We start from the raw sequence: 22,840 nt of genomic DNA on the forward strand, positions 1-22,840 counted from the left end.
CCGTGGGCCGCGTCGCCCAGCGCCAGGATCGTCAGGCCGAAGGCGCCGACGTTGTACAGCGCCGCCAGGGCGTCGAGCCGGTGCGCTTCGCGCGGGGTCTGCGGCAGCGCCTGGCTGGCCGCGCCCAGCGCGAGCAAGCCCAGCGGGACATTGATCGCGAACAGCCACGGCCACGACGCCAGCGACAGGATCAGCGAGGCCGCGGTCGGCCCCACGGCGAACGCCACCGCCACCACCAGCGCATTGGTGCCGAAGCCCTGGCCCTGGCGCTCGGGCGGGTAGATCGCGCGGATCAGCGCGGTGCTGACGGCCATCATCGCGCTCGCGCCCAGGCCCTGCAGCAGCCGCGCCGCCACCAGCGCCGGCAGCGACCACGCCAGCGCGCAGCCCAGCGAGGCCAGCGTGAACAGCACCAGCCCGCTCAGCGCGACGCGGCGGTAGCCGGCGATCTCGCCCAGCGCGGCGAACGGCAGCAGCGTGGCCACCATCGCCAGCTGGTAGGCGTTGACGATCCACACCGACGCGGCCGGCGTGGCATGCAGCTGCGCGGCCATCGACGGCAGCGCGGTGTTGGCGATCGCCGTGTCCAGCGAGGCCAGCGCCACGCCGGTCATCAGCGACAGCATGGCCCAGGCGCGCTCGGCCGGCGGCAGGCCCGCCTCGGCGGCGGAGCAGGCGCCCGCGCTCAATCGCGCACCACGCCGGATGGGCCGATGCGCTCGGCGTTCGGCACGTCCGACATGCGGATGCGGATCAGGTGGCGGCGCTCGTCCGTGTAGGTGGTGCGGCCGTGCAGCACGCGGTGGTTGTCGGCCCACAGCAGGGTGTCGGTGGGCAGTTGCTGCTTGAAGCGCGGCGCGCTGTGCTCGGCCACCTCGTTCAGCAGCGCCAGCGCGTCCACCAAGGCCGGCGTGGCCAGGTCGGGCCGCACGGCCAGGCCTTTCTGGATCGCGTCGTAGCGCCAGCGCAGCGTGAAGCGGTCGCCGTCGCGGCGCGGCGGGCCGAACACCGGCGCCACGAAATGCTCGACGGCGGCGTCGCCGGCCGCGTACACGGCCGGCACGCGGAACGGCACCGGCGTTTCGCTTAGCAGCTCGTAGGCGGCCTGGCCGGCCGCCGTTTGCCGCAGCGTCTGGTAGATGGCCTCGCCGTCGATCAGCAGCGAGTGGCCGCCCTGGCAGTCGGCCGCCTGCACCACGTACAGGATGAACTGTTCCTCCGGCATCGGATAGAACGAGGAATCGGTGTGCATGTCGGCGCTGCCGACGCGCTCGGAAAAGGTGGTGAAGCGGGTGGCGCTGTGGGCCTCGGGGCGCGATTTGACGTCCCAGGCCACGCGGCCGGTGCGCTGGTCGGTGGAGGTGGGAAAGCCCAGCATTAGCGTCAGCGCGTACAGGGCGGCGTTGCGGCGGTCCTCGCTCAGGCCTTGCAGGCCGAGGCCGCCCAGCACCACGCCGTTCGTGCCCTGTCCGCGCAGCTGCCGGGTCAGCCTGCCCAGCGCGCCGACCTCGCTCAATTCAGCCCGCAGCGACACCTCCTCCGGGTGGGCATAAAAGCCGTTTTCATTAAATCCATTGAAACGGCGGCTTAATATTTCATAGATGGCATTTAAATCGCTTCCCCAGTTGATATCCGCCGATGTAATAGCGACATTATTAATTGCATTGAATGAACTGGACATGAGAATTCCTTTTTTGATTAAATCGAATGTTGCTTTGGAGAAGTTCGAATATTCTAAGTCCATGCCATTCCGTTTACTGTTGTTTTTAATGTGCAAAGGAAATTATTATTTCTTCTGTTGATATTAATAAATGCTTTGAAAACAATATGTTGCGAATAGTCTACAAGGCCGTAATACCCGGCGCTTGGCCGATTCCGCTTGCGCTATGATGAATGCCGTCCACTTCCGCAAAGCGGCCAGTTACTATCAAATTAAACGTTGAAGGACTAGCATAATGAAATGGTTTAATTCGCTGCGTCTAGGACAAAAGCTGGGGCTGGCATTCTCCGCTGTATTAGCGCTGACGGTGCTGGTGGGGGTTTTATCCGTCTGGGAACTGGCTCAGGTTAATAACACGTCCAAGCGGTTTTCCTCTCGCTGGATGCCGAGCATCCGGGTGATCGAGGACATCAAGTCGCAGATCGCGCGCATCCGCACCCGCGAGCTGCAATACATCATCTCGTCCAACGTGGCTGACATGGACAAATACGACCAGGTGATCGCCAAGGACCTGGTCGACCTGAAGAAAATGCAGGACGAGTTCGTGGTGCTGGCCAGTTCCCCCGAGGAGCGGGCCATGTACGCCAAGTTCGTCGACATGTGGGCGCGTTACATGGAGGAGGACGGCAAGATCCGCGCCGCCGCCCGCGCCAACAACGACGACCAGGCGCGCGCGCTGATCCGCGGCGAGTCGAACAAGCTGATCGTCGCCCTGCGCGGCCAGGTCGACCAGCTGGTCGACTACTACACCGACGGCGGCAAGGTGGAAGCGGTCGAGGGCGACCGCCGCTACACTTCGTCGCGGATCTGGATACTGGGGCTGGTGATCGGCAGCGTGGCCTTCGGCGCGACCGGCGGCCTGCTGATCACGCGCTGGATCACGCGCAGCCTGGGCGGCGAGCCGGACTACGCGACCGACATCGTCAGCCAGATCGCGGCCGGCGACCTGGGCGTGACGGTCGAGACCCGCTCCGGCGACACCACCAGCCTGCTGTACGGCATGCGCACCATGCGCGACAACCTGGAGAAGATCGTCGGCGAGGTGCGCGGCGCCACCGGCGTGATCAGCCACGCGTCGGGCGAGATCGCCGCCGGCAACCTGGACCTGTCCTCGCGCACCGAGCAGCAGGCCAGCTCGCTGGAGGAAACCGCCGCCTCGATGGAAGAGCTGACCTCGACCGTGCGCCACAACGCCGACAACTCGGCCCAGGCCAACCAGCTGGCCAGCTCGGCCGCGAGCGTGGCGCAGAAGGGCAGCGCGGTGGTGGCGCAGGTGGTCGACACGATGGGCGCGATCAACACCTCGTCGCGCAAGATCGCCGACATCATCGCCGTCATCGACGGCATCGCCTTCCAGACCAATATCCTGGCGCTCAACGCGGCGGTGGAGGCGGCCCGCGCCGGCGAGCAGGGCCGCGGCTTCGCGGTGGTGGCGACCGAGGTGCGCAACCTGGCCCAGCGCTCGGCCGCGTCGGCCAAGGAGATCAAGGACCTGATCAGCGAATCGGTCGGGCAGGTGGAGAACGGCAGCAAGCTCGTGGCCGAGGCTGGCGCGACGATGAACGAGGTGCTGGAAAGCGTGCAGAGCATGGCCGGCGTGATGGCCGAGATCAGCCACGCCAGCCGCGAGCAGAGCGCCGGCATCGAGCAGGTCAACCAGGCCATTTCGCAGATGGATACCGTGACCCAGCAGAACGCCGAGCTGGTCCAGCAGGCGGCGTCGGCCGCGCAGGGCTTGCAGGACCAAGCCGCCACGCTGTCGCAATTGGTGAGCGTGTTCCGCCTCAAGGATGGCGGGCGCGGCGCGGCGCCGGCGATGCGGCCGGTGCGCGCCAAACAGTGGCCGGCGCTGAGCGGCGCGGTGCGCTAGTGTAGGCTAACGCCGGCGTGGTCAGCGCCCCACAGTTTGCACTGCGGCATGGGAATGCCAGCAGCTAAGTACAAAAACAGCAGTCCTGTCCGTGACCTGAGCACGCCGACAAAACACACTCCGTGTCAGTTGAAGTCCTTTCATCAAACTGTCACGGAGTGTCCATGTTGCAAATTCGTCCCATCGTTCGTGCCGTCGCCCTGCTGTGCGCAGGCGCCGCCCCCTTGACCGCCGCAGCCCAGGTCAGCGCCGACGCGCCGCCGCGCGTGGAAATCACCGGCTCGCGCATCAAGCGCGTCGATGCGGAAACCGCGTCGGCGGTGCAGGTTATCACAGCCGAGCAGATCGCCCGCTCGGGCGCGGCCACCGTCAGCGACGTGCTGCGCGACCTGCCGGCCGGTAACAGCGGCGCCTACACGTCCGAGGGCACGCCAGGCCAGGCCTTCGGCTCGGCCGGCATCTCGCTGCGCGGCCTGGGCGCGGGCTCCACGCTGACGCTGATCAACGGCCGCCGCGTGGCGCCGTTCGGCTTCGGCTCGGCCTCGTTTGTCGACACCAACTCGATCCCGGTCGACGCCGTCGAGCGCATCGAGGTGCTGCTGGACGGCGCCTCGGCGATCTACGGCGCCGACGCCATCGGCGGCGTGATCAACATCATCCTGCGCAAGAACTACGAGGGGCTGGCGCTGAAGGTCTCGGGGGGCACCTCGGCCTACCACGACGGCAACACCGGCGACATCGGCCTGACCTACGGCAAGGGCACGCTGGCGCAGGACGGCTACAACTGGCTGCTGAGCCTGTCCCATCGCGACACCAGCCCGGTGCTGGTCAACGCCCGTCCACGCACCAAGGATTCCGACTTCCGCCGCTACGGCCTCGCCGACCGCCGCTCCTCGTTCTCCAGCAACGTCTACACCGCGTCCGGCACCACCGGCGGCAGCTTCCTCGGCATCATCGGCGACTGCCCGGCGCTGGTGGACCCCGGCTCGCCGCTGAACGGCCGCTGCGTCAACGACAACACCAGCGCCGTCACGCTGCAATCGAAGAGCCAGCGCGACAACGTCTACACCGCGCTGACCTACGACCTGGGCCGTGGCTGGGAAATGTTCGGCGACGCCGCGCTCAGCCGCAGCCGCCAGGCATCCAGCATGTACAGCTACGCCACCAATTCCTACGGCGCCTACACCAACGACCTGGTCGACAAGTACGGCCTGTACGGCAACGCGCCGGGCACCACCATCAGCTACCTGCTGCTGCCGGCCAGCCATCCGCAGAACAAGTGGGGCAAGACGGTGGGCGTGCGCTATGTGTTCAACGATGTGCCGACCACCATCGCCAGCGAGAGCCGCAACATGCGCGGCACGCTCGGCGCGCGCGGCACGCTGGGCAAGTGGGACGTGGAGGCGGCGGCCATGTTCTCGCGCTCGCTGACCGACACGCGCTACCACGGCTACATCCAGGACAAGGTGCTGATCAACGACGTGCTCGACGCGGACGGCCTGGTGCGCAACAGCTTCCTGCTGCACAACCCGGGCGGCAACGATCCGTCACTGATGGCGCGCCTGTATCCCGAGCTGAACAACCACGCCGACACCAGCACCAGCAGCGTCGACGTGCACGGCAACCGCGAGCTGTTCACGCTGCCGGGCGGGCCGCTGTCGATCGCGGTCGGCGCCGAGTACCGCCACGAGAAATTCGACGCCATGCCGGACCAGCTGTTCACCGACGGCTCGATCCAGCTGATCGGCATGACCGGCGCCAATGGCTCACGCAGCGTGACCGCCGCGTATGGCGAATTGTCGGCGCCGGTGCTCAAGACGGTCGAGCTGAGCCTGGCCGCGCGCACCGACCGCTACAGCGACTTCGGCTCGGCCTTCACGCCCAAGGCCGGCATCAAATGGAGCCCGCTGCCGCAGCTGGCCTTGCGCAGCACCTATGCCGAGGGCTTCCGCGCGCCGTCGCTGCCGGAGCTGCACGCCGGGAACACCAACGGCTACACCAAGGTGCTCGATCCCAAGCGCTGCCCGGTGTTCACGGCCGGTAACGACGACTGCGAACGCTACGTGGCCTTCACCACCGGCGCCAATCCCGACATCAAGGCCGAGAAATCCAAGAGCCTGACGGTGGGCTTCGTGGCCGAGCCGGTGCCGGGCTGGTCGCTGTCGGTCGACGCGTACCACATCAAGCGGCGCGACGAGCTGTCCACCATCAGCGCCAGCTACCTGCTGGAGAACGAGGCCAAGTTTGCCGACCGCATCGTGCGCAACCCGGTCAGCGGCAAGCTCGACCACCTGAGCCTGATCACCGCCAACCTGTCGTCGACGCAGACGCGCGGCGTGGACGTGGACGCGCGCGGCAGCTTCACCGTGGGCGACTGGGGCCGCGTGTCGCTGAGCGCCAGCTACAACCGCATGAACAGCTACGAGAGCACCGACGTGCCCGGCAACGATCCGGTCGATTACGTCGGCTACTACCTGCAGCCTAAGAACCGCGGCCGCGCCGGCGTGGCCTGGGATCGCGGCCCGTGGGACGCCAGCATCAACTGGAACTACGTGGGCGGCTACTCGGTCAAGAGCACGCCGGACACGGCCTGTTCGTTCCAGGCGGCGAACCCGCAGCTGTGCGACGTCCACTCGTGGCTGACGGCCAGCGCCTACATCGGCTACAAGGGCTTCCGCAACCTGGAGCTGTCGCTGTCGGTGCAGAACCTGGCCGACAAGGAAGCGCCGATGGACGCCAGCCAGCTGGCCTACCTGCAGGGCTACGGCACTGCCTACCATAGCCAGCTCGGCCGCTACGTGCAGCTGACCGCCAGCTACAAGTTCAAGTAACCAACCCAGGCGCCGGCCCCGTGCCGGCGCCGCTTTATGAGTTTTCCCATGTACAGAATTCTTCTTGTGCTGAGCGCGCTGCTGTCGGCCTGCAGCACCATCGCGCCTATCGATCACAACAATGACGCCCTGCGCGTCGAATGCCATTGGGACTTGCAATACCCGAGCGTGGCGCCGGCCGACGCCACGCTGGCGCAATTGCGCGAGGCCGCCACGCGCCGCCTGGCCGCGCTGAACCTGAACGCGCAGTGGGAGCTGAACAGCGAAGGCGCGAGCGCCGAAGCCTTCACCGACAGCGAGCCGGACCGCCAACGCCTGCATCGTCTGCTGAGCGTGGTGCTGCCGGGGCTGGAACGTTATCCGTCCGCGTTCTTCGCCAACGTCCGCCTGCACAACATCGTGCTGGTGAAGGAGCTGGCGGTGGGCGGCCAGCGCCGGCTGGCGATGCCGATGGCCGAGGTCGACAGCGTGGCCTACGCCGACAATAGCGCCAAGCTGTGCCCGGCCGGCATGGAGATGCGCGTGCACCACGAGTTCTACCACTTCATCGACTACCGCGAGCACAACGACTACTACCACGCCGATCCCGCGTGGCTGGCGCTCAACCCGGCCGGGCTCACCTACGGCAAGGGCGGCGCCACGTTCTACGGCAAGAACCTGCAGGACGTGGGCCACGCCAAGCCGGGCGTGGTCAGCCTGTATTCGAGCTACGGCCAGGAAGAGGACAAGGCCGAAACCTTCGGCTGGATGATGACGCCGGACTACGCCGCGCGGCTGGACCTGTACGCGATGCAGGACGCCAGCGTAGCGGCCAAGCTGCGCCACATGCGCGAACAGTTCCGCAAATACAGCCAGCCGGGCGACGTGAAAAATAATTAATTGTCGGGCTTGCAATCGATGCAGGCAGCCGCAGCTTAGGTCGGTCTTTTCTTAAAAAGCGATTAAGAATGAACCGTTACCCGCTGTGGAAGTACATCGTGATTGTGATCACGGTGTTGTTGGGCGCGCTCTACACCGCGCCCAATTATTTTGGACAATCGCCGGCGCTGCAGGTCAGCAGCGACAAGGCCAGCGTGCGCGTGGGCGCGGAGCTGGTTGGCAAGGTCGAGGCGGTGCTCAAGCAGGCGCAGGTGCCGTTCAGCGCCGTGGCCTTCGATAGCGAGCACGCCTCGGTGCGCGCGCGCTTCGCCGATCCCGATACGCAGTTCCGCGCCAAGTCGGTGCTGGAGAAAGGCTTGAATGCCGACACCGCCGATCCTAACTACCTTGTCGCGCTGAACCTGCTGTCCGACACGCCGCAGTGGATGCAGAAGCTGCGCGCGTTGCCGATGTACCTGGGCCTGGACCTGCGCGGCGGCGTGCACTTCCTGATGCAGGTCGACACCAAGGCCGTGCTGGACAAGAAGCTGCAGGGCGTGCAGTCCTCGCTGCGCAGTGTGCTGCGCGACAAGTCCGTGTTCCATGGCGGGATGACACGCGTCGGCGAGACGGTGGAGATCAGCTTCCGCGACGAGGCCACGCGCCAGAAGGCCCACGACCTGATCGCCGGCCAGGGCCCGGAGCTGCTGCTGGCCGATATCGCCGACGGCGCGCAGCTGAAGACCGTTGTGCGGCTCAAGCCCGAGGCGCTGCAGCAGACCATCAACGACGGCGTCGCGCAGAATATCGCGACCTTGTCCAAACGGGTGAACCAGCTGGGCGTGGCCGAGCCCATCATCCAGCAGCAGGGGCCGGACCGCATCGTGGTGCAGCTGCCCGGCGAGCAGGACGTGGCGCGCGCCCGTGCCGTCATTGGCCGCACCGCCACGCTGGAAGTGCACATGGTCGACGAGACGATCACGCGTGGCACGGAAATGGGTGCGGAGATTCCGCTGAACTCGCAGCTGTACACGATGGGCAGGGATGCGCCGGCCGTGCTGTACAAGGACGTCGTGCTGACCGGTGACTACATCACCAGCGCGACCGCCGGCTCCGACGAGAACAACCAGCCGGCCGTGTTCATCGACCTCAACACGGCGGGCGGACGCAAGATGTCGGCCGCCACCAGCGACCGCGTCGGCAAGCACATGGCCATCGTGCTGATCGAGAAGACCGGCAAGCCGGAGGTGATCTCGGTGGCCACGCTGACGAGCGAGCTCAACGCGCACTTCCGCACCACCGGCGTCGGCACCGCGCAAAACGCGGCCGACCTGGCACTGATGCTGCGCTCGGGCGCGCTGTCGGCGCCGATGGAGATCATCGAGGAACGCACCATCGGCCCGCAGCTGGGCGCGGAGAATGTCGCCAAGGGCCTGCATTCGACCATCTACGGCTTCGCCGCGATTGCCGTGTTCATGATCGGCTACTACATGCTGTTCGGCTTTTTCAGCGTGCTGGCGCTGGCCTGCAATCTGTTGCTGTTGCTGGCCTTGCTGTCGCTGATGCAGGCCACGCTGACCTTGCCCGGCATCGCCGCGATCGCGCTGGCGCTGGGCATGGCGATCGACGCCAACGTGCTGATCAATGAACGCATCCGCGAGGAGCTGCGCGGCGGAGCCACGCCGCAGCAGGCCATCGCCACCGGCTTCGACCGCGCGTGGGCCACCATCCTTGATTCCAACGTGACCACCCTGATTGTCGGCGTGGCGTTGTGGGTGTTCGGCTCCGGTGCGATACGCGGCTTCGCGGTGGTGCATTGCCTGGGCATCCTGACGTCGATGTTCTCGGCGGTGTTCGTCTCGCGCGGCGTGGTCAACCTGTGGTACGGGCGGCGCAAGAAGCTGGCCTCGCTGTCCATCGGCACTGTCTGGCGCGGCAAGTAGCGGGTGAGGGATAATGGCTGTTCTTAACCTCATCAAGGAGATCCCATGAAACAGCTATTGCTTGCTTGCGCGTTGCTAGGTGCGTTTGCCGCCCATGCCGATGAAGCGGCCACATGCGCGGCGTCCGCCGGCAGTTATCGCAGTGGTGTGGTGGTGAAGGGGCCGAAGTTTTCCCACGGCCAGTTCCGCAAGGGAGTGGAGTTGTCGCACACCCACCTGAAGATGAAATCGGACCAGGACGGCAAGGTCTACGACGTGGCGATCGATAATGTCTTCGCCAGCGGCTTTGTGCCGAACCAGAAGACCGTGCCGGCATCGCTGAGCGGCATCCGCGTGAACGACCGGGTGGAAGCCTGCGGCCAGCTGTACACGGACGGCGGCGTGGGCATCCACTGGGTGCACACCAACTGCGGCAAGAAACCGACGCAGGCCAAGCCGGATGGCTGGCTGAAGGTGATCTCGGCCGATGGCCAGCCGGGCCAGAATATCGAGGACAACCAGCAATACTGTTCCGTGTTCAAGTAAGCCCGGTATTGCCATGCTTGCTATACTGTTGCCTGTGAGAGAAATTTTCAGGGGAATAGTTTGCAGGCTTTGAACAAACGATGGAAGCGATGGGGCGTGGGCGTGGCCGGCGCGGTGGGGGTGTATGCGCTGGCGGGCAGCTGGCTGCTGCCTTATGCGATCAAGAGCCAGCTTCCAAAGTTTGTCGAGACCGAGCTGGAGCGCAAGGCCAGCATCGGTGAAGTCAGTTTCAATCCGTTTACGTTGCGGCTGGCCGTGCAGCAGTTCCAGCTGACCGAGGCCAACGGCACACCCTTGTTCGGTGTCGGCGGGCTGGAGGTGGAAATGCAGTGGCGCTCGCTGCTGCGCCGCGCCTGGAGTTTTGCAGATATCCGCATCGTCGCGCCCACGGTGCAGCTGGCCATCGCGCCGGATGGCAAGTTCAATATCGCCGAGTTTGTCGAGACGCTTAACAAGCGCAAGCACGATGACAGCGACAGCGGCATGCCACGCCTGATCATCGAGCATTTCGCGCTGGAGCAGGGCAAGGTCGATATGCATGACCGCCACGCCGGCTACAACGACACCTTTACGCCGATCGCGTTCACGCTGAACAACCTGAGCACTCTGCCTGATGAGAATGGCGATTACACGCTGAGCGCCGACGCCGGCCTGGGCGGCAAGCTGCGCTGGAAGGGCACGAACGCGCTTAATCCGATCGGCGGCAGCGGCGTGCTGACGCTCGATGCCGTGGCGCTGCCGGGGATGTCGACTTATCTGAAGTCGTTTGCGCGGGTGGCGGTGGTGGATGGGCGCTTGTCGGCCAAGCTGCCGTACAAGTTCGCTTACAAGGATGGGCAGCTGGAGGCCAACCTGTCCGGCGCCGCCCTGGCGTTGAACGACCTGGTGGTCAAGCGCGATGGCGCGGCCGAGGCGTTCGTCAAGTTGAAGCTGTTCGATGTCAGCGATGTAGGCGTGGATCTGCTCAAGCGCACGGTGACCGTTGGCGGCCTGCATGCCGGCGGCGGGACGCTGTCGGTGCGCCGCGATGCCAAGGGCGGGCTGGATGTGGCGAACCTGATGGTGGCTGCCGCGCCTGCTCCTGCGAAACCCGCGCCCGTGGTCGCGCCGAAGCCGGCGCCAGCAACTGCGGCCGGGGTCGCATCTGCGCCGGCAGCCAAGCCCGCGCCGGCGGGCAACTGGAAAGTGCAGCTCAAGCAGCTCGCGCTGGACGATATCGCTGTGGCGGCGGTGGACGAGACTGTCAGCCCCGCGCTGAAATTCAATGCGGATAAGTTGAAGCTGAACCTGCAACTGCAGGCCGAGCCGACCGCCGAAGGCCTCAAGCTGAACATCGCCGATGCCGCCTTCTCGTTGGATAACCTGGCGCTGAGCAGCGGCGCGATGACGCCGCTCAAGCTGGCGCAGCTGGGCTTTGAAGGCGGCGAGATCGACCTGGCCGCGCACCGCGCCAGTCTTGGGCGTCTGCATTTCGATGGCGGCCAGTTGGACCTGTCGCGCGACAGCAAGGGCCGGTTCCGGTTCCTGGACACTTTCCCGAAAGCGGGCAGCGGCGCGCAGCCGCCGGCCAGGAATGCGCCGGCCTCGGCGCCATGGACCGCCAACATCAAGACCGTCGAGTTCAACATGTTCGGCGCGCGCTACGATGACGCGAGCAGCGGCATCAAAGGCAATCTGCAAGACTTCAACCTCAAGCTGACCGACGCCAGCACCGACCTGAAGAAGCCGCTGGCGTTCGACGGCGCGGTCGCGCTGCGCGAGGGTGGGCAGTTGACGGCCAAGGGCAAGGTGGTGCCGTCCACCGGCGCGGTTGATACCGACCTCAAGCTGACCAAGCTGGCGATTGCACCGGTGCAGCCGCTGCTGTCCAAATACGTGAAGCTGAAGATCGCCGACGGCAGCATCTCGGGCCAAGGGCGCCTGCACACCGGCGCCGGCGGCAAGGCTGACCCTGGCTTGCGCTACGACGGCTCGCTGGAAGTCGCCGAGCTCGCCCTGAACGAGGAAGACAACGACCGCTTCGCCCACTGGAAATCGGTACGCGCCGACAAGCTGGCCTTCGGCCTGTCGCCGGATCTGCTGGATGTGGCCGAGCTGCGCGTCATCGAGCCGGACGCCACCCTCATCATCGAGAACGACCGCAGCTTCAACGCCCAGCGCCTGCTGGTGACGCAGCCGGCCGCGCCGGCGCCTGCCGCCAAGCCTGCCGCTGCCGCGCCGGCCGCGGAACCGTTCCCGGTGAAGGTGCGCCGCGTGCGCTTCGAGAACGCCAAGCTGGCCTTCACCGACCTGAGCCTGCGGCCGCAATTCTCCGCCAAGATTTATGAGCTGGGCGGCGTGATCACCGGCCTGTCGTCCAGGCGCGACGGCAGCAGCCAGATCGAGCTGGACGGCCGCGTCGACGACTACGGCCTGGCGCGCATACGCGGCAAGCTCAACCCATTCGTCCCGGCCGACAACACCGACATCAACGTCGTGTTCAAGAACGTCGACATGGTGTCGGCCTCGCCGTACAGCATGAAGTTCGCCGGCTACAAGATCGCGCAAGGCAAGATCTCGCTGGACCTGGAGTACAAGGTGGCCAAGGGCCAGCTGGAGGGCAACAACCACATCGTGCTCGACAACCTGACCCTGGGCGAACGCATCGACAGTCCGGACGCGCTCAAGCTGCCGCTGGAACTGGCGCTGGCCATCCTGAAGGACAGCGACGGGCGCATCGACCTCGGCGTGCCGGTCTCGGGCAACATGAACGATCCGCAGTTCAGCTACGGCTCGGTGGTGTGGAAGGCGATCGGCAACATCATGAGCAAGATCGTCACCTCGCCGTTCCGCGCGCTGGGCAATCTGTTCGGCATCAGCGGCGACAAGCTGGAGGCCATCGACTTCGATCCGGGCAGCGACACGCTGCTGCCGCCGGAGCGCGAGAAGCTCAAGCAGGTGGCGCAGATCCTGGCGAAGAAGGCGCAGTTGAAGTTGTCGGTGCCGGGCCAGTACAGCGAACAGGCCGATGGCGCGGCCCTGCGCGCGCAAGCCTTGCGCCGCGTTGTGCTGGCGCGCGCCGACATCAAGCTGGCGGCGGGCGAGCAGCCCGGCCCGCTCGACATGGGACAGCGCAAGGTGCGCGGCGCGGTGCGCGACCTGTACGCCGAGCGCTTCGGCGCGGCCGAGCTGGACAAGCAGAAGAAGGCCGCCGAAGCCGCAGCCGGTCCTGTCGCCGGCGCTGATACGGCCGCTGCCGACGCCGCGCAAAAGAAACTGCCGATGCTGCAGCGCCTGGGCAAGCTGGTGCAGGGCGAACCGCAAGTGGCGGACGCGACGGCCTTCTACGCCAAGCTGCAGGAACGCCTGGAACAGAAGCAGCCGTTGCCGGCGGACGCCTTGCAGCAACTGGGCGCGAAGCGTTCGGCCGCGATCCTGGCCGCGTTGAAAGGCGAGGGCGTCGATGCCGCCGCCGCGCAGACCGGCGGGCCGGAGCCGGTGGAGGGTGGCGCCGGCAAGCCGGTCGCGCTGAAGCTCGGCCTGTCGGCAAAATAGGATGGCCGATACCAAACAACATGCGGGCGGCAGCGCGCTGCTGGCGGGCTTCGCGCTGCTGACCAGCCAGCTGTCGCTGAACTTCGGCGCGGCGATGGCCAAGCATCTGTTCCCGCTGGTCGGTGTCGAAGGTGTGACGGCTTACCGTGTCGGCATCGCGGCGGTGCTGATGCTGCTGATCTTCCGCCCGTGGCGCACGCCGCTGACGTGGGCGCAGGGCGTCAACGTGGCGATCTACGGCAGCGTGATCGGCCTGATGAACCTGCTGATCTACCGCTCCTTCGACCGCATCCCGCTGGGCATCGCGGTGGCGATCGAGGTGGCCGGGCCGTTGACGGTGGCGGTGCTGTCGTCGCGCCGGCCGCGCGATTTCGCCGCGGTCTGCCTGGCCGCGGTGGGCTTGTATTTCCTGTTGCCGATTCACGGCAAGGTCGACCAGCTCGATCCGGTTGGCGTGCTGTACGCGGCCGGCGCGGCGGTGTGCTGGGCCTTGTACATCGTGTACGGCAAGCGGGTGTCGGTGATGCATGGCGGGCAGTCGGTGGCGTGGGCGATGCTGGCGGCGTCGCTGTTCATCGTGCCGATCGGCGGCTGGTACGGCGGTGCGGCGCTGCTGACGCCGGCGTATCTGCTGATCGGCCTGGCGATCGCGGTGATGTCGAGCGCCTTGCCGTACACGCTGGAGATGCTGTCGATGCGCACGCTGTCGTCGCGCACCTTCAGCATGTTCAGCAGCGCCGCGCCGGCGCTCAGCGCGCTGGCCGGCTTTGTGGTGCTGGGCGAGCATCTGACGCTGACCCAATGGCTGGCCATCGCCAGCATCGTACTGGCCTCGGCGCTGACTTCTTTGCGTTGAATCGGGCCCGCTGGGCTTGCGTGCGGCTGGCGCTGGTGTCTAAGATGGTTGAATGAACATCCAAACCAAAGTCACCGGCCCGGGTGGATCTGTCGTCGAGATGCGCGAGTGTTTCGACAGGATCGACACCCACCTGGACCGCATTGAGGCCAATATGGTGACCAAGGCGGACCTGGCCCAATTCAGCGCCACGATGATCAAGTGGATCGTCGGCACGGTCACCTGCAGCGGGCTGGCTGCCATCATAGCCATGGCTTTTGTGTTGAATAGCGCCGCACCTCCTTGCGCGGCGCCGGCGCCCATCGTCATTCAACTGCCCCCCCACCAAATAACCCGCGTTGCATTTGTGACTAGTTCGTGGCAGCATAGCTGCTTACTGGAGGAGTCACCCATGCAAATCGAACGAGCGCAACAACCGATCGCCGCCGCCACTGTCTCGCTGATTGTGTGGGTGCTGTGCGTGGCCGCCTTCCTGCCGCCGCTGAACAAGCACACCCTGGACTCGGTGCCGCTGATGATCTTGGCCGGCATCGGGATCGCGGTCAGCTTCATCGTGCACCTGGTGTTCATCGGCTTGTCGGCACAACGGCTGGGACGTTCGCCGGTGCTGTGGGTGATCATCTGCGTGTGCCTGTTTCCGATCGCCTCCATCGTCGGCCTGATCCTGTTCGAGTGGTTCAGCGACCAGGAAAAACAAGCCAGCGCGTAAAAAGGCTATTGCAAAAAGCCGAACCCTTCGGCTAGTATGGATGCCGATGCGACATTGCATCGACGTCGCTCGGACGGTTCCGGGCGCTTACGTGAGACATCCATGACTGACACCCAAACTCCGCGCAGCTTTTCGCGCATCGATCGCCTGCCTCCCTACGTTTTCAATGTCACCGCCGAGCTCAAGCTCGCGGCGCGCCGTCGCGGCGAAGACATCATCGACATGTCGATGGGGAATCCCGATGGCGCCACGCCGGCCCACATCGTCGAAAAGCTGGTCGACACCGTGCAACGCCCCGACACGCACGGCTACTCCACCTCCAAAGGCATACCGCGCCTGCGGCGCGCGATCACCAAGTGGTACAAGAGCCGCTACGAGGTCGACTTCGATCCCGATTCGGAAGCCATCGTCACCATCGGCTCCAAGGAGGGCCTGGCGCACCTGATGCTAGCCACGCTGGACCAGGGCGACACGGTGCTGGTGCCCAATCCCAGCTACCCGATCCACATCTGGGGCGCGGTGATCGCCGGCGCCAACATCCGTTCGGTGCGCATGACGCCCGGCATCGATTTCTTCGACGAGCTGGAGCGCGCGGTGCGCGAGAGCTATCCCAAGCCGAAGATGATGATCCTCGGCTTCCCGTCCAACCCGACCGCGCAGTGCGTGGAGCTGGAGTTCTTCGAGCGCGTGGTGGCGCTGGCCAGGCAGCACAACATCCTGGTGGTGCACGACCTGGCCTACGCCGACATCACCTTCGACGGCTGGAAAGCGCCCTCCATCATGCAAGTGCCCGGCGCGCGCGACGTGGCGGTGGAATTCTTCACGATGTCCAAGAGCTACAACATGGCGGGCTGGCGCATCGGTTTCATGGTCGGCAACAAGGAGCTGGTGGCGGCGCTGGCGCGCATCAAGAGCTACCACGACTACGGCAGCTTCACGCCGGTGCAGGTGGCGGCGATCGCCGCGCTGGAAGGCGACCAGAGCTGCGTGAGCGAGATCTGCGCGATGTACCAGAGCCGCCGCGACGTGCTGCACAAGGGCTTGTGCGAGGCCGGCTGGCCGGTGGACAAGCCGAAGGCGTCGATGTACATCTGGGCGCGTATCCCGGAGCAGTACCGGCACCTGGGTTCGCTGGAGTTTTCCAAGCTGCTGCTGGCCGAGGCCAAGGTGTGCGTGTCGCCCGGCATCGGCTTCGGCGACTACGGCGACGAGTATGTGCGCTTCGCGCTGATCGAAAATGAGGCGCGGATACGACAGGGACTCCGCGGCATCAAGGCCATGTTCCGCAAGGCCGAATAAATCTGCCTGGACTTTAAGCCGCATCAAACGCGAGGGTTGATGCGGCAGCTACTGTGTTCCTGAATTCTTACAGGAGCATCCACCATGTCTTCCCCTCCCGTCAGCGACAGCACGCGTCGTTTGCTCGACGCCGTCAGGAAACTTGAACGCACACTGCAATCGGTCGGCTTGCCGCGCATCCTGGCGCGGCTGCCGGTATGCTGGCTGTGCTGGCACTATTGCCGCACGCTGGACCAGAAGATCATCCGCATCCAGCGCATCGCCGGCAAGTTCGAGCAGTGGCTGCCCGCCATCCGCGCCTATGCGGGCGAGGGCGCGGCGCAGCTGGAACTGATCGACGTCGACCTCAGCATGCGCAACGATATCGAAGTCACCAAGAGCACCATGTGGGAGCTGCGCAGCCACTGCCTCGACATCGGCCGCATGTTCGACCAGCTGGGCTACCAGTCGCCGGGGCTGCGGCGGCGGCAGGCGCAGTTCCTGCAGATACTGGAGAGCTCGTGCGTGTCCGCCTGCACCATGCAGGACGCGCTGGCCGAGCACGACAACGCTGCGCTGGCCATGCTGCGCGCGCGCCAGGCGCTGGAGCGCGCCCGCACGGGCGAGGCGCCAGCCGTTTAAAAGCCTTCCAGCACGATCTTGCCTTTGGCGCGGTTGCTCTCGATGAGGGCATGCGCGCGCTTGAGGTTGGCCGCGTTGATCTTGCCGTAGCGTTCGGCCAGCGTGGTCTTGACGACGCCGGTATCGACCAGCGTGGCCACATCGTTCAGCAGCTGGTGCTGCTTCTGCATGTCGGCCGTGGCGAACATCGAGCGGGTGAACATGAATTCCCAATGCAGCGACACGCTCTTGCGCTTCAGCAGGCGCACGTCGATGGCGGCCGGGTCGTCGATCAGCGCGACCTTGCCTTGCGGGGCGACCAGCTCGGCGATGGCGTTCCAGTGCTGGTCGGTCTGGTTCAGGCTGGCGACGTAGTTCACCGGTGGCAGGCCGAGGCGGGCTATCTCTTCGTTCAGCGGCTTGGTGTGGTCGATGACGTGGTGGGCGCCCAGTTCCTGCACCCAGGCCGCCGTGTCGGGACGCGAGGCGGTGCCGATCACGGTCAGGCCGGTCAGCTGGCGCGCCAGCTGCACCAGGATGGAACCGACGCCGCCCGCCGCGCCGATCACCAGCAGCGACTGGCCGGACGCGCCCTTGTCGCGGCTCACTTCCAGGCGCTCGAACAGCAATTCCCATGCGGTGATGGCGGTCAGCGGCAGCGCGGCGGCCTGGCCGAAGTCGAGCTTGCGCGGCTTGTGGCCGGCGATGCGCTCGTCCACCAGGTGCAGTTCGCTGTTGGTGCCGGGGCGCATCAGCGCGCCGGCGTACCAGACTTCGTCGCCCGGCTGGAACAGCGTGACGTCGGGACCGACCGCCTTGACCACGCCGGCCGCGTCCCAGCCGATGACTTTGCTCTCGCCTTCGGCTGGCGGCATGTTGGCGCGGATTTTCACGTCCACCGGATTGACCGAGATGGCCTTCACTTCGACCAGCAGGTCGTGGCCGGTCGCTTGCGGCGCCGGCAGGTCGACGTCGATCAGGGCCTCGTCGTGGGTGATGGGGAGGGACTTGCGGTAGGCAACGGCTTTCATGGAATACTCCGGTCGATTAAGGATGGGAGTATCATCATTTATTTCGCAGCCTTGAAAAAGAGGCTGAATAGCGAAACACTTTCAAAGGAATGAAGATAGTGCTGCGATTGGATGATTTGACGGTCTTTGTCCGCACGGCAGACCGGGGCAGCTTGTCGGCCGCCGCGCGCGAGCTGGAGATCTCGCCGGCCCTGGCCAGCGCCGCCGTCAAGCGGCTGGAGGGGGAACTGGGGCTGCGGCTGTTTGCCCGCACCACCCGCTCGCTGCGGCTGACGGAGGAGGGCGAGCATTACCTGGGCAACGCGCGCGAGGCGCTGCGCCTGCTGAAGGAGGGCCACGACGCGCTGATCCAGGGCCAGGAAACGCTGGGCGGCACGCTGAAGATATCGATGCCGTCCGACCTGGGCCGCAACATGATGGTGGGCTGGCTGGACCTGTTCCAGGCGCACTATCCCAAGGTCAGTTTCCAGCTCAGCATCAGCGACCGGGTGTCGGACATGTACCGGCAGCCGGTCGACCTCGCCATCCGCTACGGCCGGCAGGACGATTCCAGCCTGGTGGCGCTGCCGCTGGCGCCGGACAACCGCCGCGTGCTGGTGGCCTCGCCGGACTACATCCGCCAGCATGGCAGGATCAAGGACCTGAACGAACTGTTGCGCCACAACTGCCTGCGCTTCATGGTGGACGAAGTGGTGCACGACCGCTGGACCTTCCAGCGCGACGCCGCCGCCGAGCCGCTGGCCCTGCACGTCAGCGGCAACCGCAGCGCCGACGACGCCGACGTGGTGCGGCGCTGGGCGGTGGCTGGCCTGGGCATCGCCTACAAGTCGCGGCTGGACCTGGCGGACGATCTCCGCAGCGGGCGCCTGCAGATCCTGATGCCGGAGATACTGGGCGAACCGGCGCCGCTCAACATGCTGTGCATGCATCGCGCGCAGATCACGCCGACGGTGCTGCAACTGAGGGATTTCCTGCGTGCTTGCTGCGCAAAAGCTTAGAAAATAATTAAAACCTTGCACCGGCGTGTGCGGCCGGGCCAAATGCGCTTACCATAGCCCCCAAATATTGACCAGGAGATACTCCGATGACCGAAACCCAGCGCGATATCCTCAGTGCCGGCTTTTCCCTGACCTTGATCGCACTGGCGGCGTTCATCATGCATCGCTTCTTCCTGCCGCTGGTGTGGGCCGGCATCCTGTGCGTGGCGACGTGGCCGCTGTACAAGCGCATCCGCGCGCGCTTCGGCCGCCACGACGTGCTGGCCGCCGCCGCGCTGACCCTGATCTGCGCGGCCGTCTTCATCGTGCCGGTGTCGCTGGGCGTGGCGCAGGCCGCCAGGCAGGCGCCGGAACTGGCCAACTACCTGGTCAGCGCCAACACCGACGGCATCCCGGTGCCGGCCTTCATCGCGCACCTGCCCGTGGTGGGCGAGTGGATCAGCGACTGGTGGCAGGCCACGCTGAGCCAGCCGCACGGCTTGTCGCACCTGCTGTCCGAGCGCGAAATCAACGGCCTGCATTCGGCCAGCGACATGATCAAGGTGGCCGGCGTGGGCTTCATGCACCGGCTGGTCGATTTCGGCCTGGCCTTCTTGTGCCTGTTCTTCTTCTACAAGGACGGCGAGGCGCTGAACCGCCAGATCACCGCCATCGGCAGCCATTGCTTCAGCGAGCAGCGCTGGGCGCGCTACGCTGAAAAAATCCCGACGGCGATCCGCGCCACCGTCAATGGCCTGGTGCTGGTGGGCTTGGCGGAGGGCGTGTTGATCGGCATCGGCTACGCGATCGCAGGCCTGCCGTCCCCCGCTCTGTGGGCGGCGGTGACGGGTATCCTGGCTATCATTCCATTTGGTGCGCCGGTGGCCTTTGTCAGCGCGGCGGCGGTGCTGGTGTTCAACGGCGCGGTGCCGGCCGCCATCGCGGTGGCGGTGTGGGGCACGATCGTGCTGTTCGTGGCGGATCACTTTGTACGGCCGGGCATGATCGGCAACGCCACGCGGCTGCCGTTCCTGGCCGTACTATTCGGTATCCTGGGCGGGGTCGAGACCCTGGGCCTGGTCGGACTGTTTATCGGTCCTGTTGTGATGGTGCTGTTTGTGACGCTGTGGTACGAGGCGAATCTGTTTGATGACGGTACGCCAGTTGCCAAACCCAGGTGAGGAGCGCGAGCGAGGCAGCGGCGTTGGCCGGCCTGTCTTGCGACTGGATCGGGCAACTGGCACCGGCAACCATTAGTGAGCCTTCGACAGGATCAACAACCAGCGGCGGAACATCAATACTTCCAGATGGCCTGCCTGCACGCCGGTATCGCATTCCATGATCGGGTTCACCGCGTAGTAGCGCTTGCGGAAGTCACGGCATACCAGCAGTTCGCGTTTGCCCATGCGCACCAGGAACGAGGTCGGCATGTATTCGAGACCGAAGCGGGAGCTAAAGCTGCTGTGCATTGTAGTCATGACGTTTCCTTTTGGAGGAGTAGTGTTTAACGAGGAGTTCAGAATAGCATAACTACTGTATGAATAAACAGGTACTGTGCAAATAAACAGTAAATTCGTTTTTTCGTGATTTTTCCAACAACTTGCACGGCTAGGGCCCTTGGAGCACCAAATTTTCAGCAAATTCATCCGTTTCATTGAAGCAAGACTGTCGCCGGGAGGCGAATTCGGCCTGCATCTGACCGCCGGGCTGGTCCTGCTGCTGGTTTCCGTGGCGGTCTTCGGCCATCTGGCCGACGCCGTCATGGGCCAGCAGGCGATCACCGTGCTGGACGCGCAGGTGGCGCACTGGTTCCATGCGCGCGCCTTCGAGCCGCTGACCAGCTTCATGCTGGGCGTGTCGCTGCTCCATACCGGCGCGGGCATGGTGGTGCTGGTGGCGGCGCTGGGCTGGTATTTCTGGCGCGTGCACGCCCGCTACTGGCTGCTGGCGCTGCTGGTGGCGGTGCCCACCGGCGCGATGCTGAATGTGGCGCTGAAATATCACTTCCAGCGCGTGCGGCCGATGTTCGACGAGCCGCTGGTGAGCCTGGTGACGTACAGCTTCCCCAGCGGCCATGCGTCGGTGGCGACCTTGTTCTACGGCCTGCTGGCGAGCTATGTGATGATCGCGCGGCCGCGCTGGCATGTGCGCTTGGGTGCGGCGGCGGCCTGTGCCATGATGATATTGTTGGTGGCGTTGAGCCGCGTCTATCTGGGCGCGCATTACCTGAGCGACGTGCTGGCGGCGATGGCCGAGAGCGTGGCGTGGCTGGCGGTCTGCATCACGGCGATCTCGACGCTGCGCCGGCGGCGCGAAGCCAAAACCTTATAAACCGTTTACGGAGTATCCACTGGACAGCATCATCATCATTGTCAACGCCAGCGCGGGGCAGGGCTACTGCGGCGGCTGGACCGCCGCGCTGACGGAGAAATTCCGCCGCCACGGCGTCGAGCCCGACATCACGCTGGCCAGGAGCGGCGCGGAGATGATCGCGCGCGCCGGGCGGGCCGTGGCCGAGGGCGCGCCGGTGGTGGTGGCGGGCGGCGGCGACGGCACCATCAACGCGGTGGCCTCGGTGCTGGTCGGCACGGATACGCGGCTCGGCGTGCTGCCGCTGGGCACGCTGAACCACTTCGCCAAGGACCTGAAGATCCCGCTGGAGCTGGACGCGGCGGTGGCCAATGTGGTGCGGGGCCGGGTGTGCCGGGTGGACGTGGGCGAGGTCAACGGCCGCATCTTCCTCAACAACTCGGGCCTGGGCATCTACCCCGACATCGTGCGCGACCGCGAACAGCAGCAGCGCCATCTGGGCCGCAGCAAGTGGCCGGCGTTCGGGCGGGCGCTGTTCGCGGCGCTGCGGCGCTTTCCGTTCATGAACGTGCGCCTGAAGATCAATGGCGAGGAGCATCTGCGCCGCACGCCCTTCGTCTTCATCGGAAACAATGAATACCAACAGGGCCTGACGCTGGGCGCGCGCGCGGGACTCGATAGCGGCAAGCTTTGTTTGTACGTGGCGCAGAAGCCGTCGCGGCTGGGGCTGCTGCGCTACGGCGTGCGCGCCATGCTCGGCAAGCTGGGGCAGACGCGCGATTTCGACGTGCTGTCGGCCTCGGAGCTGACCATCGAGACGCGCCACCACCACATGCGGGTGGCCACCGACGGCGAAGTCTCGCTGATGAAGCCGCCGCTGTGCTACCGCTCGCGGGCGGGGGCGTTGAGCGTCATCGTTCCGAACTAGCTTGGGAGGCCAGCATGCGCACCATCGTACATTTATCCGACCTGCATTTCGGCCGCGTCGACCACAAGCTGCTGCGCCCGCTGCAAGCGTTGACGGCCAGCCTGGCGCCGGACGTGGTGGTGGTGTCGGGCGACCTGACGCAGCGCGCGCGGACCGAGGAGTTCCAGGCGGCGCGGGCCTTCCTGGACACCTTGCCGGGGCCGCAGATCGTGGTGCCGGGCAATCACGACATCCCCTTGTACAACGTCGCCAGCCGGTTCCTGGCGCCGCTGCGCAAGTACACGCGCTACGTCACGCTGGACCTGACGCCGGAATATGTGGACGACGAGATCGCCGTGCTGGGCATCAACACCGCGCGTTCGCTGACCTTCAAGGACGGGCGCATCAACCATGAACAGATCGACCAGATCCATCGCCGCATGAGCGCGGTGGATCCGCACCTGACGCGCATCGTCGTCACCCACCATCCGTTCGACATGCCGGACACGCACGACGAGGGCGACCTGGTCGACCGCGCGCCGCTGGCGATGCGGGCGTTTGCCGAGTGCGGGGTGGACTTGCTGCTGGCGGGGCACCTGCACGTGAGCCACGCGCACAACACCGCGCAGCGCTACGAGATCAGCGGCTACGCGGCCTTGATGGTGCAGGCCGGCACGGCCACGTCCACGCGCGGGCGGGGCGAGTCGAATTCCTTCAACGTCATCCGGGTCGAGCACGACAAGGTGGAGGTGCAGCGCTACAGCTGGGTGGACGGCACCGGCAGCTTCGAAGTCTCGCACACCGAGCGCTTCCAGCGCAGCGGCGACGCCTGGTCGCTGACGGCCGAAGCCTGAGGCCGTGTCCGAATGT

General features: G+C 65.7%; 19 protein-coding genes. 15 read left to right on the forward strand and 4 right to left on the reverse strand.

Annotated elements, in window-relative coordinates; genetic code table 11:
* Together GTP90_RS27085 and GTP90_RS27090 are read right to left on the reverse strand one after the other, a co-directional pair.
* The coding region (locus tag GTP90_RS27085; RefSeq protein ID WP_161086443.1) for an MFS transporter at nt 1-626 on the reverse strand (626 nt) is incomplete at its 3' end.
* Nucleotides 627-685: 59 nt separating this feature from the next.
* On the reverse strand, nt 686-1,534 hold the full coding sequence (locus GTP90_RS27090) for a TauD/TfdA family dioxygenase (protein ID WP_161086422.1): 849 nt from the start codon (nt 1,532-1,534) through the stop codon (nt 686-688).
* Between the two features lie 421 nt (nt 1,535-1,955).
* Here GTP90_RS27090 and GTP90_RS37470 point away from each other — a divergent pair, with 421 nt between their 5' ends.
* From GTP90_RS37470 to GTP90_RS27140, 10 genes are all read left to right on the forward strand, one after another.
* Nucleotides 1,956-3,590 carry a methyl-accepting chemotaxis protein gene (locus GTP90_RS37470; RefSeq protein ID WP_161086423.1) on the forward strand — a complete coding sequence of 545 codons (1,635 nt, stop codon included), beginning with the start codon at nt 1,956-1,958 and terminating at the stop codon, nt 3,588-3,590.
* Between the two features lie 164 nt (nt 3,591-3,754).
* Nucleotides 3,755-6,421: a TonB-dependent receptor plug domain-containing protein gene (locus GTP90_RS27100; protein WP_161086424.1), complete on the forward strand. Its 2,667-nt coding sequence runs from the start codon at nt 3,755-3,757 to the stop codon at nt 6,419-6,421.
* A 48-nt stretch (nt 6,422-6,469) separates the two neighbouring features.
* Nucleotides 6,470-7,300, forward strand: a complete 831-nt coding sequence (locus GTP90_RS27105; protein WP_161086425.1) for a hypothetical protein — start codon at nt 6,470-6,472, stop codon at nt 7,298-7,300.
* 68 nt (nt 7,301-7,368) lie between these two features.
* Nucleotides 7,369-9,222 carry a protein translocase subunit SecD gene (gene secD / locus GTP90_RS27110; protein WP_161086426.1) on the forward strand — a complete coding sequence of 618 codons (1,854 nt, stop codon included), beginning with the start codon at nt 7,369-7,371 and terminating at the stop codon, nt 9,220-9,222.
* 45 nt (nt 9,223-9,267) lie between these two features.
* Nucleotides 9,268-9,747, forward strand: coding sequence for a hypothetical protein (locus GTP90_RS27115; protein WP_161086427.1), 480 nt, complete (start codon nt 9,268-9,270; stop codon nt 9,745-9,747).
* Between the two features lie 60 nt (nt 9,748-9,807).
* Nucleotides 9,808-13,281, forward strand: a complete 3,474-nt coding sequence (locus tag GTP90_RS27120; protein WP_175048256.1) for a DUF748 domain-containing protein — start codon at nt 9,808-9,810, stop codon at nt 13,279-13,281.
* A 1-nt stretch (nt 13,282) separates the two neighbouring features.
* The gene (locus GTP90_RS27125) at nt 13,283-14,137 is read left to right on the forward strand and encodes an EamA family transporter (RefSeq protein WP_161086428.1); all 855 of its coding nucleotides are present in this window, start codon (nt 13,283-13,285) and stop codon (nt 14,135-14,137) included.
* A 52-nt stretch (nt 14,138-14,189) separates the two neighbouring features.
* A complete protein-coding gene (locus GTP90_RS37140) occupies nt 14,190-14,846 on the forward strand; it encodes a hypothetical protein (protein ID WP_254452071.1) in 657 nt (218 codons plus the stop codon).
* Between the two features lie 102 nt (nt 14,847-14,948).
* Nucleotides 14,949-16,145 carry an alanine transaminase gene (alaC, locus tag GTP90_RS27135; RefSeq protein WP_161086429.1) on the forward strand — a complete coding sequence of 399 codons (1,197 nt, stop codon included), beginning with the start codon at nt 14,949-14,951 and terminating at the stop codon, nt 16,143-16,145.
* 84 nt (nt 16,146-16,229) lie between these two features.
* Nucleotides 16,230-16,766 carry a hypothetical protein gene (locus GTP90_RS27140; RefSeq protein ID WP_161086430.1) on the forward strand — a complete coding sequence of 179 codons (537 nt, stop codon included), beginning with the start codon at nt 16,230-16,232 and terminating at the stop codon, nt 16,764-16,766.
* Here GTP90_RS27140 and GTP90_RS27145 read toward each other — a convergent pair.
* A complete protein-coding gene (locus GTP90_RS27145; RefSeq protein WP_161086431.1) occupies nt 16,763-17,776 on the reverse strand; it encodes a zinc-binding alcohol dehydrogenase family protein in 1,014 nt (337 codons plus the stop codon). The genes GTP90_RS27140 and GTP90_RS27145 overlap by 4 nt on opposite strands.
* A 98-nt stretch (nt 17,777-17,874) precedes the next feature.
* On the opposite strand from GTP90_RS27145, the gene GTP90_RS27150 reads away from it, so the two are divergent.
* Together GTP90_RS27150 and GTP90_RS27155 are read left to right on the forward strand one after the other, a co-directional pair.
* Nucleotides 17,875-18,774 (forward strand): LysR family transcriptional regulator, encoded by a 900-nt coding sequence (locus tag GTP90_RS27150; RefSeq protein WP_443093311.1) that lies wholly within the window; start codon nt 17,875-17,877, stop codon nt 18,772-18,774.
* An 86-nt stretch (nt 18,775-18,860) separates the two neighbouring features.
* Complete coding sequence (locus GTP90_RS27155) at nt 18,861-19,934, forward strand: AI-2E family transporter (RefSeq protein ID WP_161086433.1); 1,074 nt, start codon at nt 18,861-18,863, stop codon at nt 19,932-19,934.
* A gap of 72 nt (nt 19,935-20,006) precedes the next feature.
* On the opposite strand, the gene GTP90_RS27160 is transcribed toward GTP90_RS27155, so the two are convergent.
* Nucleotides 20,007-20,231 (reverse strand): hypothetical protein, encoded by a 225-nt coding sequence (locus tag GTP90_RS27160; protein WP_161086434.1) that lies wholly within the window; start codon nt 20,229-20,231, stop codon nt 20,007-20,009.
* 139 nt (nt 20,232-20,370) lie between these two features.
* On the opposite strand from GTP90_RS27160, the gene GTP90_RS27165 reads away from it, so the two are divergent.
* Genes GTP90_RS27165 through GTP90_RS27175 form a run of 3 tightly spaced genes read left to right on the forward strand, consistent with a single transcriptional unit; the run spans nt 20,371 to nt 22,824 of the window.
* Entirely contained in the window at nt 20,371-21,084 is a 714-nt protein-coding gene (locus tag GTP90_RS27165; protein WP_161086435.1) for a phosphatase PAP2 family protein, read from the forward strand.
* A 37-nt stretch (nt 21,085-21,121) separates the two neighbouring features.
* Nucleotides 21,122-21,991, forward strand: a complete 870-nt coding sequence (locus GTP90_RS27170) for a diacylglycerol/lipid kinase family protein (RefSeq protein ID WP_371875135.1) — start codon at nt 21,122-21,124, stop codon at nt 21,989-21,991.
* 14 nt (nt 21,992-22,005) lie between these two features.
* Entirely contained in the window at nt 22,006-22,824 is an 819-nt protein-coding gene (locus tag GTP90_RS27175; RefSeq protein WP_161086436.1) for a metallophosphoesterase family protein, read from the forward strand.
* Nucleotides 22,825-22,840 lie beyond the last annotated feature (16 nt).

This window comes from Duganella vulcania, from assembly GCF_009857655.1.
Lineage (GTDB): Bacteria > Pseudomonadota > Gammaproteobacteria > Burkholderiales > Burkholderiaceae_D > Rugamonas > Rugamonas vulcania.

Excerpts from the sequence above, each read along its gene's own strand:
- GTP90_RS27140 (WP_161086430.1), top strand. The coding sequence starts at position 16,230 with ATGTCTTCCCCTCCCGTCAGCGACAGCACGCGTCGTTTGCTCGACGCC.
- GTP90_RS27145 (WP_161086431.1), bottom strand. The coding sequence starts at position 17,776 with ATGAAAGCCGTTGCCTACCGCAAGTCCCTCCCCATCACCCACGACGAG.
- GTP90_RS27100 (WP_161086424.1), top strand. The coding sequence starts at position 3,755 with ATGTTGCAAATTCGTCCCATCGTTCGTGCCGTCGCCCTGCTGTGCGCA.
- secD (WP_161086426.1), top strand. The coding sequence starts at position 7,369 with ATGAACCGTTACCCGCTGTGGAAGTACATCGTGATTGTGATCACGGTG.
- GTP90_RS27115 (WP_161086427.1), top strand. The coding sequence starts at position 9,268 with ATGAAACAGCTATTGCTTGCTTGCGCGTTGCTAGGTGCGTTTGCCGCC.
- GTP90_RS27105 (WP_161086425.1), top strand. The coding sequence starts at position 6,470 with ATGTACAGAATTCTTCTTGTGCTGAGCGCGCTGCTGTCGGCCTGCAGC.
- alaC (WP_161086429.1), top strand. The coding sequence starts at position 14,949 with ATGACTGACACCCAAACTCCGCGCAGCTTTTCGCGCATCGATCGCCTG.
- GTP90_RS27155 (WP_161086433.1), top strand. The coding sequence starts at position 18,861 with ATGACCGAAACCCAGCGCGATATCCTCAGTGCCGGCTTTTCCCTGACC.
- GTP90_RS27160 (WP_161086434.1), bottom strand. The coding sequence starts at position 20,231 with ATGACTACAATGCACAGCAGCTTTAGCTCCCGCTTCGGTCTCGAATAC.
- GTP90_RS37140 (WP_254452071.1), top strand. The coding sequence starts at position 14,190 with ATGAACATCCAAACCAAAGTCACCGGCCCGGGTGGATCTGTCGTCGAG.
- GTP90_RS27125 (WP_161086428.1), top strand. The coding sequence starts at position 13,283 with ATGGCCGATACCAAACAACATGCGGGCGGCAGCGCGCTGCTGGCGGGC.
- GTP90_RS27175 (WP_161086436.1), top strand. The coding sequence starts at position 22,006 with ATGCGCACCATCGTACATTTATCCGACCTGCATTTCGGCCGCGTCGAC.
- GTP90_RS37470 (WP_161086423.1), top strand. The coding sequence starts at position 1,956 with ATGAAATGGTTTAATTCGCTGCGTCTAGGACAAAAGCTGGGGCTGGCA.